The 12,905-nt window shown below is 66.5% G+C and carries 17 protein-coding genes and 1 pseudogene; 9 read left to right on the top strand and 9 right to left on the bottom strand.

Going from position 1 to position 12,905, the window contains the following annotated elements:
- The first annotated feature begins 49 nt into the window (after nt 1–49).
- The 3 genes from SLQ30_RS27015 to SLQ30_RS27005 all read left to right on the top strand — a co-directional run bounded on the left by SLQ30_RS27015 (nt 50) and on the right by SLQ30_RS27005 (nt 2,642).
- Nucleotides 50–541 (top strand): lipoprotein LpqH, encoded by a 492-nt coding sequence (locus SLQ30_RS27015; protein WP_319449877.1) that lies wholly within the window; start codon nt 50–52, stop codon nt 539–541.
- Nucleotides 542–750: 209 nt separating this feature from the next.
- Entirely contained in the window at nt 751–2,172 is a 1,422-nt protein-coding gene (locus SLQ30_RS27010) for a PE-PPE domain-containing protein (RefSeq protein WP_319449876.1), read from the top strand.
- 35 nt (nt 2,173–2,207) lie between these two features.
- Complete coding sequence (locus SLQ30_RS27005; protein WP_319449875.1) at nt 2,208–2,642, top strand: tautomerase family protein; 435 nt, start codon at nt 2,208–2,210, stop codon at nt 2,640–2,642.
- Here the strand turns inward: SLQ30_RS27005 and SLQ30_RS27000 are convergent.
- Nucleotides 2,614–3,282, bottom strand: coding sequence for a TetR/AcrR family transcriptional regulator (locus SLQ30_RS27000; protein WP_319449874.1), 669 nt, complete (start codon nt 3,280–3,282; stop codon nt 2,614–2,616). The genes SLQ30_RS27005 and SLQ30_RS27000 overlap by 29 nt on opposite strands.
- A 338-nt stretch (nt 3,283–3,620) precedes the next feature.
- On the opposite strand from SLQ30_RS27000, the gene SLQ30_RS26995 reads away from it, so the two are divergent.
- A complete protein-coding gene (locus tag SLQ30_RS26995) occupies nt 3,621–3,902 on the top strand; it encodes a hypothetical protein (RefSeq protein ID WP_319449873.1) in 282 nt (93 codons plus the stop codon).
- Nucleotides 3,902–4,342, top strand: a complete 441-nt coding sequence (locus tag SLQ30_RS26990; RefSeq protein ID WP_319449872.1) for a hypothetical protein — start codon at nt 3,902–3,904, stop codon at nt 4,340–4,342. Before SLQ30_RS26995 ends, SLQ30_RS26990 begins: the two co-directional genes overlap by 1 nt.
- Nucleotides 4,343–4,402: 60 nt before the next feature.
- On the opposite strand, the gene SLQ30_RS26985 is transcribed toward SLQ30_RS26990, so the two are convergent.
- The 4 genes from SLQ30_RS26985 to SLQ30_RS26970 all read right to left on the bottom strand — a co-directional run bounded on the left by SLQ30_RS26985 (nt 4,403) and on the right by SLQ30_RS26970 (nt 7,151).
- Nucleotides 4,403–5,068 carry a GAP family protein gene (locus SLQ30_RS26985; protein WP_319449871.1) on the bottom strand — a complete coding sequence of 222 codons (666 nt, stop codon included), beginning with the start codon at nt 5,066–5,068 and terminating at the stop codon, nt 4,403–4,405.
- A 124-nt stretch (nt 5,069–5,192) separates the two neighbouring features.
- Nucleotides 5,193–5,921: a YqjF family protein gene (locus SLQ30_RS26980; RefSeq protein ID WP_319449870.1), complete on the bottom strand. Its 729-nt coding sequence runs from the start codon at nt 5,919–5,921 to the stop codon at nt 5,193–5,195.
- A gap of 1 nt (nt 5,922) precedes the next feature.
- Entirely contained in the window at nt 5,923–6,276 is a 354-nt protein-coding gene (locus SLQ30_RS26975; protein ID WP_319449869.1) for a VOC family protein, read from the bottom strand.
- 14 nt (nt 6,277–6,290) lie between these two features.
- The gene (locus SLQ30_RS26970) at nt 6,291–7,151 is read right to left on the bottom strand and encodes an alpha/beta hydrolase (RefSeq protein WP_319449868.1); all 861 of its coding nucleotides are present in this window, start codon (nt 7,149–7,151) and stop codon (nt 6,291–6,293) included.
- Between the two features lie 129 nt (nt 7,152–7,280).
- On the opposite strand from SLQ30_RS26970, the gene SLQ30_RS26965 reads away from it, so the two are divergent.
- From SLQ30_RS26965 to SLQ30_RS26955, 3 genes are read left to right on the top strand one after another with little or no spacing between them, the layout of a single operon-like run.
- Complete coding sequence (locus SLQ30_RS26965; RefSeq protein ID WP_319449867.1) at nt 7,281–7,706, top strand: Zn-ribbon domain-containing OB-fold protein; 426 nt, start codon at nt 7,281–7,283, stop codon at nt 7,704–7,706.
- The gene (locus SLQ30_RS26960) at nt 7,703–8,905 is read left to right on the top strand and encodes a thiolase family protein (RefSeq protein WP_319449866.1); all 1,203 of its coding nucleotides are present in this window, start codon (nt 7,703–7,705) and stop codon (nt 8,903–8,905) included. The genes SLQ30_RS26965 and SLQ30_RS26960 overlap by 4 nt, the downstream gene beginning before the upstream one ends.
- Nucleotides 8,905–9,699 (top strand): SDR family oxidoreductase, encoded by a 795-nt coding sequence (locus SLQ30_RS26955; RefSeq protein WP_319449865.1) that lies wholly within the window; start codon nt 8,905–8,907, stop codon nt 9,697–9,699. The genes SLQ30_RS26960 and SLQ30_RS26955 overlap by 1 nt, the downstream gene beginning before the upstream one ends.
- 4 nt (nt 9,700–9,703) lie before the next feature.
- Here SLQ30_RS26955 and SLQ30_RS26950 read toward each other — a convergent pair whose 3' ends face one another.
- Nucleotides 9,704–9,988 (bottom strand): hypothetical protein, encoded by a 285-nt coding sequence (locus SLQ30_RS26950; protein ID WP_319449864.1) that lies wholly within the window; start codon nt 9,986–9,988, stop codon nt 9,704–9,706.
- 3 nt (nt 9,989–9,991) lie between these two features.
- Nucleotides 9,992–10,606, bottom strand: a pseudogene (locus SLQ30_RS26945) (zinc-binding dehydrogenase); the annotation flags it as partial.
- A gap of 292 nt (nt 10,607–10,898) precedes the next feature.
- On the opposite strand from SLQ30_RS26945, the gene SLQ30_RS26940 reads away from it, so the two are divergent.
- Nucleotides 10,899–11,654 (top strand): SDR family oxidoreductase, encoded by a 756-nt coding sequence (locus SLQ30_RS26940; protein WP_319449863.1) that lies wholly within the window; start codon nt 10,899–10,901, stop codon nt 11,652–11,654.
- Nucleotide 11,655: 1 nt separating this feature from the next.
- On the opposite strand, the gene SLQ30_RS26935 is transcribed toward SLQ30_RS26940, so the two are convergent.
- Nucleotides 11,656–12,012, bottom strand: coding sequence for a DUF1622 domain-containing protein (locus SLQ30_RS26935; protein ID WP_319449862.1), 357 nt, complete (start codon nt 12,010–12,012; stop codon nt 11,656–11,658).
- 10 nt (nt 12,013–12,022) lie between these two features.
- On the bottom strand, nt 12,023–12,898 hold the full coding sequence (locus SLQ30_RS26930; RefSeq protein ID WP_319449861.1) for a type 1 glutamine amidotransferase domain-containing protein: 876 nt from the start codon (nt 12,896–12,898) through the stop codon (nt 12,023–12,025).
- Between the last annotated feature and the right edge of the window lie 7 nt (nt 12,899–12,905).

The following is a 12,905-nucleotide window of genomic DNA, read 5'->3' as shown; positions in this document are numbered from 1 at the left end:
GAGATGTCCCGCTGATCTTGACGGGGCGCAAAACAAAAGGAGCACGGTAGTGAAGCGTGGATTGCTGGTAGCCGTCGGTGGGGCGGCGATCCTGATCGCCGGAGTCTCGGGCTGTTCGTCGGAAAAGAAGTCGGAAACATCGTCGAGTTCCGCGAGCTCGAGTGCGAGTTCTTCGGCGTCGGAGTCGTCGAGCGCCGCCGCATCCCCCGGTGGCACGAAGGTCACCATCGACGGCCAGGACAAGGCCGTCAACGGCAGCGTCGTCTGCGCATCGATGGGCGGCAACGTCAACGTCGCCATCGGTGAAGCGATGACCGGCATCGCCGCCGTCATCAGCGAGGCCGACCCGCCCACCGTCACCTCCGTCGCGCTGGGCAACGTCAACGGCGTGACCCTCGCCGTCGCGGGCGGCCAGGGCGATGCCACGGCCACCAAGGACGGCAAGTCCTACAAGGTCGAGGGCAACGCGGTCGGCGTCGACATGGCCAACCCGATGACCCCGGTGAAGAAGCCCTTCACGCTGGAGTTCACCTGCCCGTAGTTCGGGGCAATTCGACTATTCGATGCGGCGGCGGCGTCCCGGTGGGGCGCCGTCGCCCTTTGATGTTCGACGGGATATCCGGACACCGCAGCTAATCTTTTCATCCGCAATGAATTGTGTGCGATTTCGACCATGATCTCCCAGAACCTGCCGTAATGTGCGATCCGCGCCTGGCCGCTCAGCACACGATTCAGGGGGAACCTGTGGCAATGCACCGCACACCCGAGAAGCGCAGGACGCGCCAGGCGATGATCACGGCGGCCGCGGCCGTCGGACTGTCGGGGACACTCGTGCTCGGCCAGGTGGTCGAGAAGCTCGACGTGGATCTCGCCGCCACGGTGTTCGCCGTCGGTGGCCGCGGCGACGCCGTTTCGGCCAACGTGAAGAACAAGCTCCAGGGGCACATCGCTCCAGCGGCGTTCGGTACCTCGTACAGCCTCGTCGAAATCCACTACCCGGCTGACTTCAACTTCCAGAACAGCACCAACCAAGGCGTCGCCGCCTTGGAGCCGCAGGTAGTACCTGCGCTTGCCACCGGACCCGTACGAATCACCTCGTACTCCGAGGGCACGCTCACGGCCGAGCAGGTCAAGCGCGACCTCGCCAACTCCCCGATCACTCCCGGCGACTTGACCTTCTTATTCATCGCGTCGCCATACGTTCCGAATGGCGGCTTGTTCGCGAGGTTCCCCGGCTTCACGATCCCTGGCATCGTCCCGGTGTTCAGTGCGGCACAGCCGACGAAGTACGACTCGACCTACGTGGTCAACGAATACGACCCCTACGCCGATTTCCCGGCCTACTTCAACCCGCTGTCGTTGGCCAACAGCTTGCTAGCCATCCAGTACGCCCATCCCGACACGTATTACGACAACATCGACCTGGCCAACGACCCGACGTACACCACCACCGTGACCAACAATGGCGCGGGCGGTAAGGACACCTACGTCCTGGTGTACAACGATCAGCTGCCGCTGTTCGGACCGATTCGTCAACTCGAGGGCGCAGTGCCCCAACTGACTCCTTTCGTCGAACCAGTGGTGAGCGGCATCGAACCGCTGGCGCGCGTACTCATCGACATGGGCTACACCGATCGGCAAAACCTCAACCCGGCGACGCCGACGCCGTTCTCCTTGATCACCCCGCCTGCGAAGCTCGGAGAGGCTGCCGGTCAGATACCCGGTGCGCTCGAGCAAGGACTGAAGAATTTCGTGGCTGGCCACAACGTCGCGCCGCCCCCCACCTCCGAGACCCACACCCAGTCCACGCCGGGGGTCGAAGCGGTCGAAGCCCCGGTTGGTCCTGGCGCAGAGTCGAAGACGGGCGGCGAAGTAACCCCGTTGCAGCAGCCGAACACCAACAAAGACGACACCCCGATCACCAAGCCGAAGGTCGATCCGAAGAAGCCGGACAAGGGTCTGGACAAGTTGGTGGACCGCATCATTCATCCCAAGGTGAAGTCGGATGGCGGCAAGGCGGAGCCCACGACGAAGGCTCCGAGCTTCGGGCATGGGCCGGGCGCCAAGTTGCTCAAGAGGATCTTCGGCGGCGGGTCCCCCAAGCCCGACAGCGACACCAAGCCAGAAAGCCCCAAGCCGGACAACACCAAGTCTGAAAGCGCCGCGGCCTGAGCGCTACCGGTTGACCGACGGCGTACCGTCCGGTGATGCCGATGATCGATCTGACATACGTGCGCGGGTCGGTGGACTCCGATGCGTTGAGCAACCTGACCGACGAACTCGTCACCGTGCTGCTGCGCGCCGAACGCGCTCCCGACACCGAGTTCCTTCGCCAGAACACTCTTGTCTACCTGCACGCCATGGACCCCGGCGACGTCTCGGTGGGGGGTCGGGGGCCCGGCGAGCCGCGGTTCCGCGTCGAACTGACCGTCTTCGGCGGCGCACTCGACAAGGCCCGCAAGGAGCAACTCGTCGCCGACGTGCACGCGGCCGTCTCGCGAGCTGCGGACATCGACCCGCACGGCCCCCGGGCATTTCACGTATGGGTCTTGATCAACGAAGTGCCGGAGGGCAATTGGGGCGGAGGCGGAAAGGTGATCTACTACGCCGACGTCAAGGGGCTGAGGACGGACCACGCTTAGGCCGCTTCGTGGCCGACCTATCGGCGTCGGCGATCTCCCCGCTTCGGATCGCGGACACCAGCTTCGCGATCATCCACTCGACCGCATCGCGCGCGGTTTGGTCGTCGAGTTGCCAGGCCCGGACGAGCCTTTCGTACGTGGTGGGAAGCCACACCGCGTCCAGCAATCCCGCCGCGATGCGCTGCTGAACGTCGGTCAGGTCGTGCGCCTCCGCACTGACCGCCCGCTGCACCGCGGCCCGCCGGCGGTCATCCGCTCCGGACACCGCGGGACCCACCGCCGGATAGCTGGTCTCCTCCGCCGCGAAGCGGTGCATGGCGGTGAACATGCGGGCGGTGACGTCCGCGATGTTGCCGAGGTCGACGTCCTCGTAGGTGATGCCCGCCTCGTCCTCCAAGCGCGCCATCACCGCGTCGTGGAGTTGACGCTCCGTCGGGAAGTGCCGGTAGACGGTGCGCTCGCTGACCTCGGCCCGCTCGGCGGCGGCTCGAAACGTGAGGCCGTCCCAATCCCAGGTAGGCAGCTCGCGAACCAGCGCGGCGCCCGCAGACAGGATGCGCTCGCGGGTTTCAGCGACCCGCTGGCGTCGAGCGGGACTGTTGTAGGGGCGCCTGGACTCCGGCGTTGGCGACTCACTCACATTGACGTGTCAGCGTACTGACTCCGATGTGACGACGGGTGCGTCCACGCCGTCGCCCTGCCACCACATCCGACGTTTCCGAACATCCGCTGTGGAGATGCCGTGTTAACGGTGCATCACGAGATTCGTGCTCCCAGGAACCCGCAAGTCGACTCCGAGCACCGGGCTTCGGCGCATCGCGCGGGAGGTGCTCTGAACAGCGGATATTCGGCACTCCCAGGCATCTCACCACTTGACGCTCAGGTTGACGCCCACGGCGGCCGGCGCGGGCAGTTCGCACCAGAAACGTCACAGGCCCGTGCCAGCGATTCATAGGCTAACCAGGCCAAACTCCCGACATGAACAACAATCAGACAGTCATTCCGTACCGACATGCCAAACGGGTGGGCTTGGCGCTCGGCGTGGCCGCCGTGGCTGCGATGGCTGCGCTTGGCCTCAGCCATGGCGGGCCGACGCCGAACAGCACCATGCTGGCGGGATCAGGCGATGCTCCCACCAACACCACCTACACCCAACCCGCCGTCAGTGCGATGAACCAGGGCGCGACCGCCACGTTCACCGCACCCGGCTCCGAGCCTGCGATCGCCAGTGCCGTCCCCTCGGTCAAGGCGGGCGGGTAATGCGCGCGCCTTCGGTTCGCTTGGCGATCGGCACGGGAGCAATGCTGTGCGCAGCCGCAGCGATGACGCTCACGGCCGCCGGGCCGGCCAACGCGGGTACGCCGCCGAGCGTGAACGGCAAGAAATACAGCGATGCCCAGACTGCGCTGAGCGGGGCCGGATTCACACCGGTCGTGTCGACCACCGTCGGTGACAAGTTGGCGTGGTCCGATTGCTTGGTGACCAACGTGGTGACTCGCACGCAGCCTGCAGTGGAGAACTCGTCCGGGTCATCGGTGAACCAGGCGTTGGTGTCACTGAACTGCTACGGCACGGAGGCCTCCAGCAAGGGTGCCGGCTACTCGGCGGGCAGCCCGGAAGGCGCTTCGCTCGCTGCGGTGGCGTCCTCGTCCGCGGCGGCGGCATCCTCGTCTGCGGCAGCGGCCAAGTCGGCGGGCTAGCCAACGACCAACCCGCCGCCGTGGGTTGACCTCCATGGCGGACGGGTTGCTGCGTGCGGTTTATGCCGCGCGAATTCCCTGATACAGCAGGACGATTCCTATGACCACCAGAATCACCGCGGTGAGCTTAGCGTGTCTGCGGTCGATCCAGCCCTTCACCCGGTACAGCACGGGATCGAAGCGCGCGGGCGCTGCGGCATAGGCCAAGATCGGCAGCGCGACCGTCGACCCGGCCAGCGCGGTATATCCTAGCAAGGCCGTCCACGCACCGGCCGCACCTGCCGCCCCGATACTCAGACCCGCGGCCGCGTTCGCGAAGAGAAACTTGGGATTGAGCAGGGGCAGCACGATGCCAAGCAGCAGGGCCGTGGCGGGCCGGATCTTCGACAAACTGTTCAGCCACGCAGGCGAATTGGCGGCGCGGCCGCGGGTCAGCCAGCGCACCAGCCCACCGAGGACGAGCGCGGCGCCGATCCCGATCCTGGCGTAGGCCGACCACGTCTGCGACGTCTCACCGCCGCCGAGCGCCCTCGGCAGTTGCAGGAATACCGCGGTGGTCAGGCCAAGCCCGACGAGCCAGCCGAACGCGAACGCCAGGCCGGTCGGGCGGGGCCGCGGGGCGTGCAGCACCAGCAGCAGCGGCGGAATAACCGAGAACGGCGACAAGGCGACGACGAGGGCCAACGGAACGAGCTCACCAGTCAGTACCTGCCAGCTTGCTGACACGTCGTCAGCCGGAAGCCACGACAGCGCCCGAAACCCACGGCGCCACAGGGGCGTCGGAGTCGGCGCGGAAGGCCTCGGGACGACGCGTCATGATGGCGCAATGCGGGACATGACCCCACGGTAATCAGCGCACAGCGCGTGGGCGACCGAATCGGGCCCGCACTCCCGGCGAGTAGAGGATGCGCAGTCGATCGCCTGCGGTTCGCACGCCGCTGGCGGTCAGCAGGTCGCCGTCGAGGTCGACGAGATCGGCGGCGCGCAACGGCCACGGTTCGTGCTCGTTGGGCACCCACCAGGTGCGGCCCACCTTGCGCGTATGCGCACCCCATCGCGCAGTGAGCCAGTACTCCAACGTCGTCGGCTCGATGACAGCGCCGACGTCGACGACGAGTCGGCTGCGCAGTCCCCTACCCGGCCAGCGCCGCACGCTGTCGTAGCTGATGCGGTCACCAGTTCGCGTCAACCGCATCTTCGCCCATGTGTAGGGGATACCGAGCCCGATCCGCATCACCGGTACGACCGCAAGCCGCTCAGTTTCCAGCGAGCGGAAGAGCACTCCGTGCCGCCCCGCGTCATCCGTCGAGTACAGCCGGACGTTGGTCTCCAGGAACCGTCCGAAGTACGGTATCGGGCGTGAAAAGCCCAGGGCCACTTCACTCATGGCGAACGGCACCAAACCGACATAGGTCATGCCGTCGGCGAAGACGTCCGGACGGGTGCCCTTTGGGTAGAGGTGCGCGACGGCGTCGGGTCGTACCGGCCAGTGCACGAAGGTGACCTCGCTCCAGCGCTGCGCACTGAAGACGGGCCGCTGCAACGCGGGCGGGGTCAGCGGATAGCCGGCCAGGTTCATGTCAGTCGCGGTGTCTCACGACGTTGATCACGTTGCCGTCGGGAGCGCGGACGAAGAACCGTCGCACGCCCCACGCCTCGTCGGTCAACGGGTGCACGATCTCGTAGCCCAGGCTCATGGCCTCTTCGTACGCCGCGTCGACGTCGTCGGTCTGCACCGAGATGACGGCGTCCTCGGGCGCGGTGGCGTCGCGCGTGACGAGTTGGACGTTGGCACCGGTGTCCGGCGCGGTGTAGCGGGCCACCCAGCCCAGGTTGAACTCCTCGGTACCCAGCCCTAGGTAGTCGCTGTAGAAGGACTTCGCCTCGGCGAGGTCGGCCACGCGCAAGTCGGCGATGATTCGTTTGGCACGCATGGGTGCGACGTTACTCAGAGCGAGCTAAGGAACGCCGTGGTCTGATCGACGAATATCGCGTTGTCGTCGCCCGCCACCATGTGCCCTGCGCCGTGCACGTCGATGGCCGTCGCACCGGGGATGAGCTCGAGCAGTTCAGCCGCACCTGCCGCGCTGACGATGTCGGACAGCATCCCCCGCACCAGCAGGGTCGGGACGGAGATGCGCCGCGCGGCGTCGGCCAGCCTTCGATGCTGGGCGTCGTGATCCACGTCGAGCCCTTCCCCAATGCGCATGAACGCCGGGTCCCAATGCCAATAGAGCCGGCCGTCCTCTGCCAGCCGCACGTTGCGGCGCAGCCCCTCGATGTTGCTGGGCCGCTCACGGTGGGGTTGATAGGCCGCGACCGCATCGGCCACCTCTTCGAGGCTTGCGAAGCCCGTCGGCGCCGAGCTCATGAAATCGCCGATGCGTTCGACACCGTCGGTTTCGATCCGCGGCACGATGTCGACGAGCACCAATGCCCTTGCTACATTGCCCAATTCACCTTCCGCCACCATGGCCGTCATGCCTCCCATGGACGCTCCGATGATCACGGGCAGCCCGCCGCCGAGTTGATCGCGCACCAACAAGAGGTCCGCGACGAGGGCCTCGACGGCATAGTCGCCGTCCGGCGCCCACGCGCTGTCGCCGTGCCCGCGGGCGTCGACGGTCACCACGTCCCACCCCTCGGCGGCCAGCGAGCGTGCCGCGCGGTCCCAGGAATGTCTGGTCTGCCCGCCGCCGTGGAGCATCAGCACGGGCCCGCGGCCGCCGCCGCTGCCCCATCGGTCGCCCACCAGCGGACCTGCCGCGCCCGCGAAGACGACCGGATTCGCGTCGAATGTCGCGGTCATGAGCATTGTCCCCTCGCTAGATCGCCTAATAATTGCACTAGCCTCGCGATAATCGGACCCCGGGATCAGCTCCGATCCGCACCGTGTCATGGTCAATGGGCCGGTGAACCCCTTTGCGGACGGAGCTCGATGACTACCGATCAGGTGACAGGCGGTCGCATACCGCTGGTGTCGTATCTCGAATTGGACCCGCCCCATCTGGTGGCACAGCAGTGCACCCAGTGCCGAGCCAGGTACTTCGACCGGCGTAACGCGTGCGCATCGTGCGGCGGTGAGGAATTCGGCCAGGTCGACATCGACACGACCGGAACGGTGCGGACGTTCAGCATCGTGGCCTTCAGCATCCCAGGAGTCGAGGTGCCGTTCGTCGCGGCGATCGTCGACTGCGGCGGCACCAGCGTCCGCGGAAAGCTCGTCGACGTCACACCGGATCCCGAGCACGTGAAGGTCGGGATGAAGGTCCGACTCGTCACGGTCTCCGAGGGCGTCGACGACGACGGCGTAGAGGCCGTCGGATACGCCTTCGCGCCCATCGAGAGTGAGGAAGCCAAATGAGCGACGCAGTCTGGATTCTCGGCATCCACATGACCAAGTTCGGCAAGCACCCCGACCTCGACGAGGTCGACCTGGCCTCCGAGGCGGCCCGTGGTGCGCTCGCCGACGCGGGCGTGGGCATCAAGGACATGGGCATCCTCGCGGCGGGCAACTTGATGCAGGCCAACGCGGGCATCGGCCAGCAGCTGCAGAAGCAGATCGGCCAGACCGGAATCCCGGTGTTCAACGTCGCCAACGCCTGCGCGACGGGCGCCACCGCCGTTCGCGTCGTCCACATGGCACTGAAGGCCGGTGAAGCCGACTACGGGCTCGCGGTTGGCGTCGAAAAGCTTTCCGGGGCAGGCCTGCTCGGTGCGCCCAAGGCCAAGAAGGACAACCGGTGGACGGCCAACGGTCGGCTCGGCGCGGTCGCACTGCTGGAGGGGCGGACCGGTACCGACCTGATGCCAGGAGTCTTCGCGCAGATCGGCATGGAATACGCGCACCGGTACGGCGGCGCCGACCTCGAGTTGTTCGCCCGCATCGCGGAGAAGAACCATGCCCATTCGACGCTGAATCCACTTGCCGCATACCAGAAGCGGTTCACGCTCGAGCAGATCATGAACGACGTCATGATCTCCTATCCCAACACCAGGTCGATGTGCTCGGCCAACTGCGACGGTGCTGCCGCCGCAGTGCTGGTGACCGAAACCAAGCTGCGCACGCTGTCGCTGGAACAACAGCGCCGCGCGGTGAAGATCAGCGCCTCGGTGCTGACAAGCGACCCCTGGCAAGAGGCCTGCCAGGTGCTTCCGGACGTCAACACCCTGACCCGACAGGCAGCGGCGACGGCCTACGAGCAAGCCGGCATCGGCCCGGAAGACCTCAATCTGGTGGAACTGCACGACTGCTTCGCGACTGCCGAACTGGTTCACTACGACAACCTCGGGCTGTGCGAGCCCGGCGGGGCGCTGGACTTCGTGCGTGCCGGGCGCGGTTGGCGTGACAGCGACATGCCGGTGAACGTGAGCGGCGGCCTCGAGTCGAAGGGCCACCCGATCGCGGCCACGGGCATAGCGGGCATCTACGAGGTATCCACGCACCTTCGCGGCGAGGGTGGGCCGCGGCAGATCGAAGGCGCGAAGGTCGGCATGGCCCACGTCATCGGCCTTGGCAGCGCGTGCGGTCTGCACATTCTGGAGAAGAGCTCGGTCGCCTGATGACCACGCACACAGAGCTTTTCGACCTCACGGGGAAGCGCGCCCTTGTCACCGGAGGTACGCGCGGTATCGGACTGATGATGGCCCGCGGGCTGCTGCAGGCCGGCGCGCACGTGACGATCAGCTCGCGCAAGGCCGATGCGTGCGAGCAGGCTTCCGAGCTATTGTCCGCGTTCGGTGAGGTGGCGGCGGTGCCCGCCGACCTGTCCCGGCACGACGAATGTGTGCGGCTCGCCGAACTGGTCGGTGCCGACGCAGCGGGGCTGCACATCCTGGTCAACAACGCGGGCGCCACTTGGGGCGAGCCGTTGGAGACGTTCCCAGATTCGGCGTGGGACAAGGTCATCGACCTCAACCTCAAATCGCCGTTCTGGATGGTTCAGGCCCTGTTGCCTGCGCTTCGGAAAGCTGGCACGTTCGATGATCCGGCCCGCGTCATCAACGTCGGCAGCATCGACGCCCTCCACGTCAGCCCGCTGCCCACCTACTCCTACGCCAGCAGCAAGGCGGGACTGCATCAGCTGACCCGGGTGCTGGCTCGCGAACTTGGGCCGCAACACATCACGGTCAACGCGGTCGCGCCTGGGCCGTTCCAATCGAAGATGATGGCGGCGACGCTCGAAGTGGCCGGCGACGCGATTGCGGCGGCCGCGCCACTGCGACGCATCGGTCGTGACGACGACATGGCAGGCATCGCGGTCTTCCTGTCCAGTCGTGCGGGCGCCTACCTGACCGGGACCGTCATTCCGGTCGACGGAGGCATCGCGACGACCGCAAGTGGGACGTCCGGGTAGCTGGTCAGGTCCTCTTCGGGCCGCGCAGCTTGGCCGATGCGGCCTCGATGAGCTCTTCGGTGGTGGGCTTTCCGGTCGACGTGCCCTCCCGCCTATCCTTCAGGGATTGTTGCGTGATCGACAACGCGATCAACACGTCGGCGGCGGTGATGAACAGGCCCCACCAGTACATCCACCGCGTGTCGGGCTCGGGCTGAATCGCGAAGTAGGTGATGAGGAAGATCGGCCCTACGATTCCGAACACGAAGATCATCAGCTGAATACGCAGGTACAGCCAGAAGGTCGACATCGGCTACACCAAGACCTCGGCACTCGTTGGGTCGATGAGGATCTTTGCGTGGCGTTCCGGATCCCGAAGTGCGTTGAAAGCGGCGTCCACCCCATCGAGCCCGACGCTACCCGTGACGAGCGCGGAGGCGTCCAGCTTCCCGTCGGCCAGCATGTACAGGGTGTCGCGGAATTCCAGTGGCGTGTAACCCAATACGAACCGCAGGTCGATCTCCTTCCCGATCGCCATGCTCGGACGGAAGCGATCCTCGCCCATGCATAACCCGACGACCACCACCCGCGCGGCCAGCGGGGCGGCGCTGAGTACCGCGTCGATCATCCCGGGCACGCCGACGCATTCGAAGATCACCGCCTGCTTGGGCCCCGCGGCGCCGAACTTGTCGGCCACCCGATAGAGGTGCGCCCAGCCCGGCACCTTGCGCAGCTTCTCCATCGAGCCGACGCCGAGTTCGAAGAGCGCTGGAGCCTCGGTGATGAAACCCTTCTTGGCCGTGGCCGCGTCGTACGGCGAATCATCGGTGGGATCGACCACGACGTCCGCGCCGCTGCGCGCCGCCAGCGCACGCCGACCCGGTGAGAAGTCACTGGCAACGATGGTGCCGACACCCATGGCCTTCAGCGCCGCACCTCGAGCAGCAGCTGTCCGGCCGCCGGCTGTGGGGTGGGTAGCTCCACCACGGACAAGTTTCCTTCGAAGCAGCTGACGGCCTTCATCGAGGGTCGGTTCTCGCGCTAGTCATGGTGTCCCCTTCGGCTCCCCGTGAGCTTATTGATCGCACCGACTGCAACCAACCGCTTCGGACGCGGGTGAACCGTCGGGCCTGACAGCGGCGGGCCAACTTAGGCAATCCTTTGTCGACGCTCTAATGTGACGAGAACAGTATTACCGTGCTCGTCGAAGGTGGTTCTCAGTGAGTGGTCAACATGCCGATGCCGACGGATTGCGTCTGCTCGTCGTCGGGGCGTCGTCGGGAATCGGCCACGCGGTCGCCATCAGTGCCGGTGAGCGGGGCGCCAAGGTGGCCGTCGCCGCCCGGCGCATGAACCTGTTGACGCAGTTGGCCGACAAGATCGGCGGCTCGGCATTCGAACTCGACGTCGAGGACACGGCGGCCATCGGCCGCGTCGTGGACGCCGCAGCGGAGGCGCTCGGCGGCCTCGATGCCGTCGTGTTCACCAGCACCGTGATCCCGTTCGCTCACATTGAAGACACCGACGTCACGACCTGGCTCCACGCGTTCAGCGTCAACACGATCGGCGCCAACACGGTGCTGCGCGCTGCGCTGCCCCACCTCTCGGAGAACGGGGTGGTGCTGGTCGCGTCCAACAGCGACGTAGGTCGTCCGCGCGCAGGCGTCGCCGCCTACGGCGCCAGCAAGGCCGCGCTCGACGAGATCTTGCGTGCCTGGCGCAGCGAGCATCCCGAGCTGTCGCTGGTGCGGGTCGGCATCGGACCCACTCAGGACACCGAGATCCTGCGGGGCGCCGACCGTGAGCTGCTCGCGCAGCTGTTCCAGTCGTGGACGGAACACGGACAGCTACCCGCGCAGATGTCCGCGCTTCGCGACGTCGCCAACACCTTGGTCTCGCTCGTCACGCTGGCGTACGCCAATCCCACCGTCGTGCCCGAGGTCGTCCAACTAGCTCCCCGCATCAAGAAGGACTGACTCAGGGGCCAGGCTGAGTCACGCTGTTCTTCTGCCATGGCCACCGACCCGTGATCTCGAGTTCCAGGGAGAAGCTGAGGAACGTCCGGATCGCCACGATGCCCGCCAGGACCAGCACGCTCTCGGTAGTCGGAGTCACGGCCACGGTGCGAATGATGTCGGCGGCAACCAGAAACTCCAGTCCGAGCAGGATCGACCGCCCGAGTTGCCCGCGCAGCAGCTGGTAGGTGTCGCCGGCTTTGCGCAGCATGCGGCCGACCGCCACTCCGACAGCCAGGACCAGCCCGACGGCGATGATCGCCACTCCGATGCCGTCGATCACCTTCCCGACCGTCTCGACGACCTCGTAGAACCCCATGGGTTGCACGCTAACCGCCGACGCGCGGCACCTCGGATAGCCGCGCCGACACGGCCGCGGCGAAGGTGTGCGCATCCCCGGGCCAGCGTGCGGAAATGTAGGTCCCATCGTCGACGACGAACGCGGGGCGGGCGTCGGTCGCGGTGTCCCGCGCGGTGCCCGAGGTCTTCGTGCGCCAGTCCGGGGAGCCCTCGACGACGTCGCGGAAGTCACCTGGGTCCTCAAGCGCGCGAGTGACTTCCGCCTCGACCGACATATAACCCACCGGATCGCCGGGTTGCTCGGTATAGGTCCGGTAGTAGTCGGGATCCCAGAATCTCGTCACCCGGGCTACGTGCCATGCGCGTTGTTCCAACGCCCAGGTGAGCGCGGTTGTCTTGTGCCCGTAGAGGACTGAGCGGCCGGTGGCCGGGTCGATGCTGCGAGCCGCGAGCAACGCCCCGTGACAGATGGCCGCCACGACGAGGCCTGTGGCGAATGCGTCCACCACGAGCCGCTGCAACACGTCGCTCTCGAGGTAGCTCCGCATCCCACGAGCGCGGTGGCCGCCTGGAAGGAGCAGACCATCGACGTCGTCCAGCCGAGCCTCGGTCCACGCGATGGGTTGTCGGTACTCGGTGGACGCCACCATGCGTGCATACGCAGCGCGGGCATCCCCGTTGGCGCGAAGCAAGCGCCCAACGACGACCACCCGCCCCAACCCCGGCACCCGCGACCAGAAGTCCAGCCCGCGTCCGGTGACCATGAGATCGTCAGCGACGGCCGGGCGCCCGCTTTCGGTGCTGAACACCACGGTGTGACCACGGCTTGTCAGCACCTGCCAGCTGACGGCGACCTCGGTCGGATCGAAGTCGACATCGGGAATCGGTATCAGGACGGTGGCCACGAGCTAT

This window comes from Mycobacterium sp. RTGN4 (assembly GCF_033804635.1).
Taxonomy (GTDB): Bacteria; Actinomycetota; Actinomycetes; order Mycobacteriales; family Mycobacteriaceae; genus Mycobacterium.
Note: the sequence above shows the minus strand (reverse complement) of the source record. Positions and strands in the feature narration are given on the sequence as shown.

What these genes read in the sequence shown, in the direction of transcription:
- SLQ30_RS27010 (WP_319449876.1), top strand. Translation starts at nt 751, where the DNA reads ATGCACCGCACACCCGAGAAGCGCAGGACGCGCCAGGCGATGATCACG.
- SLQ30_RS27005 (WP_319449875.1), top strand. Translation starts at nt 2,208, where the DNA reads ATGCCGATGATCGATCTGACATACGTGCGCGGGTCGGTGGACTCCGAT.
- SLQ30_RS26995 (WP_319449873.1), top strand. Translation starts at nt 3,621, where the DNA reads ATGAACAACAATCAGACAGTCATTCCGTACCGACATGCCAAACGGGTG.
- SLQ30_RS26990 (WP_319449872.1), top strand. Translation starts at nt 3,902, where the DNA reads ATGCGCGCGCCTTCGGTTCGCTTGGCGATCGGCACGGGAGCAATGCTG.
- SLQ30_RS26980 (WP_319449870.1), bottom strand. Translation starts at nt 5,921, where the DNA reads ATGAACCTGGCCGGCTATCCGCTGACCCCGCCCGCGTTGCAGCGGCCC.
- SLQ30_RS26975 (WP_319449869.1), bottom strand. Translation starts at nt 6,276, where the DNA reads ATGCGTGCCAAACGAATCATCGCCGACTTGCGCGTGGCCGACCTCGCC.
- SLQ30_RS26970 (WP_319449868.1), bottom strand. Translation starts at nt 7,151, where the DNA reads ATGACCGCGACATTCGACGCGAATCCGGTCGTCTTCGCGGGCGCGGCA.
- SLQ30_RS26965 (WP_319449867.1), top strand. Translation starts at nt 7,281, where the DNA reads ATGACTACCGATCAGGTGACAGGCGGTCGCATACCGCTGGTGTCGTAT.
- SLQ30_RS26960 (WP_319449866.1), top strand. Translation starts at nt 7,703, where the DNA reads ATGAGCGACGCAGTCTGGATTCTCGGCATCCACATGACCAAGTTCGGC.
- SLQ30_RS26955 (WP_319449865.1), top strand. Translation starts at nt 8,905, where the DNA reads ATGACCACGCACACAGAGCTTTTCGACCTCACGGGGAAGCGCGCCCTT.
- SLQ30_RS26950 (WP_319449864.1), bottom strand. Translation starts at nt 9,988, where the DNA reads ATGTCGACCTTCTGGCTGTACCTGCGTATTCAGCTGATGATCTTCGTG.
- SLQ30_RS26935 (WP_319449862.1), bottom strand. Translation starts at nt 12,012, where the DNA reads ATGGGGTTCTACGAGGTCGTCGAGACGGTCGGGAAGGTGATCGACGGC.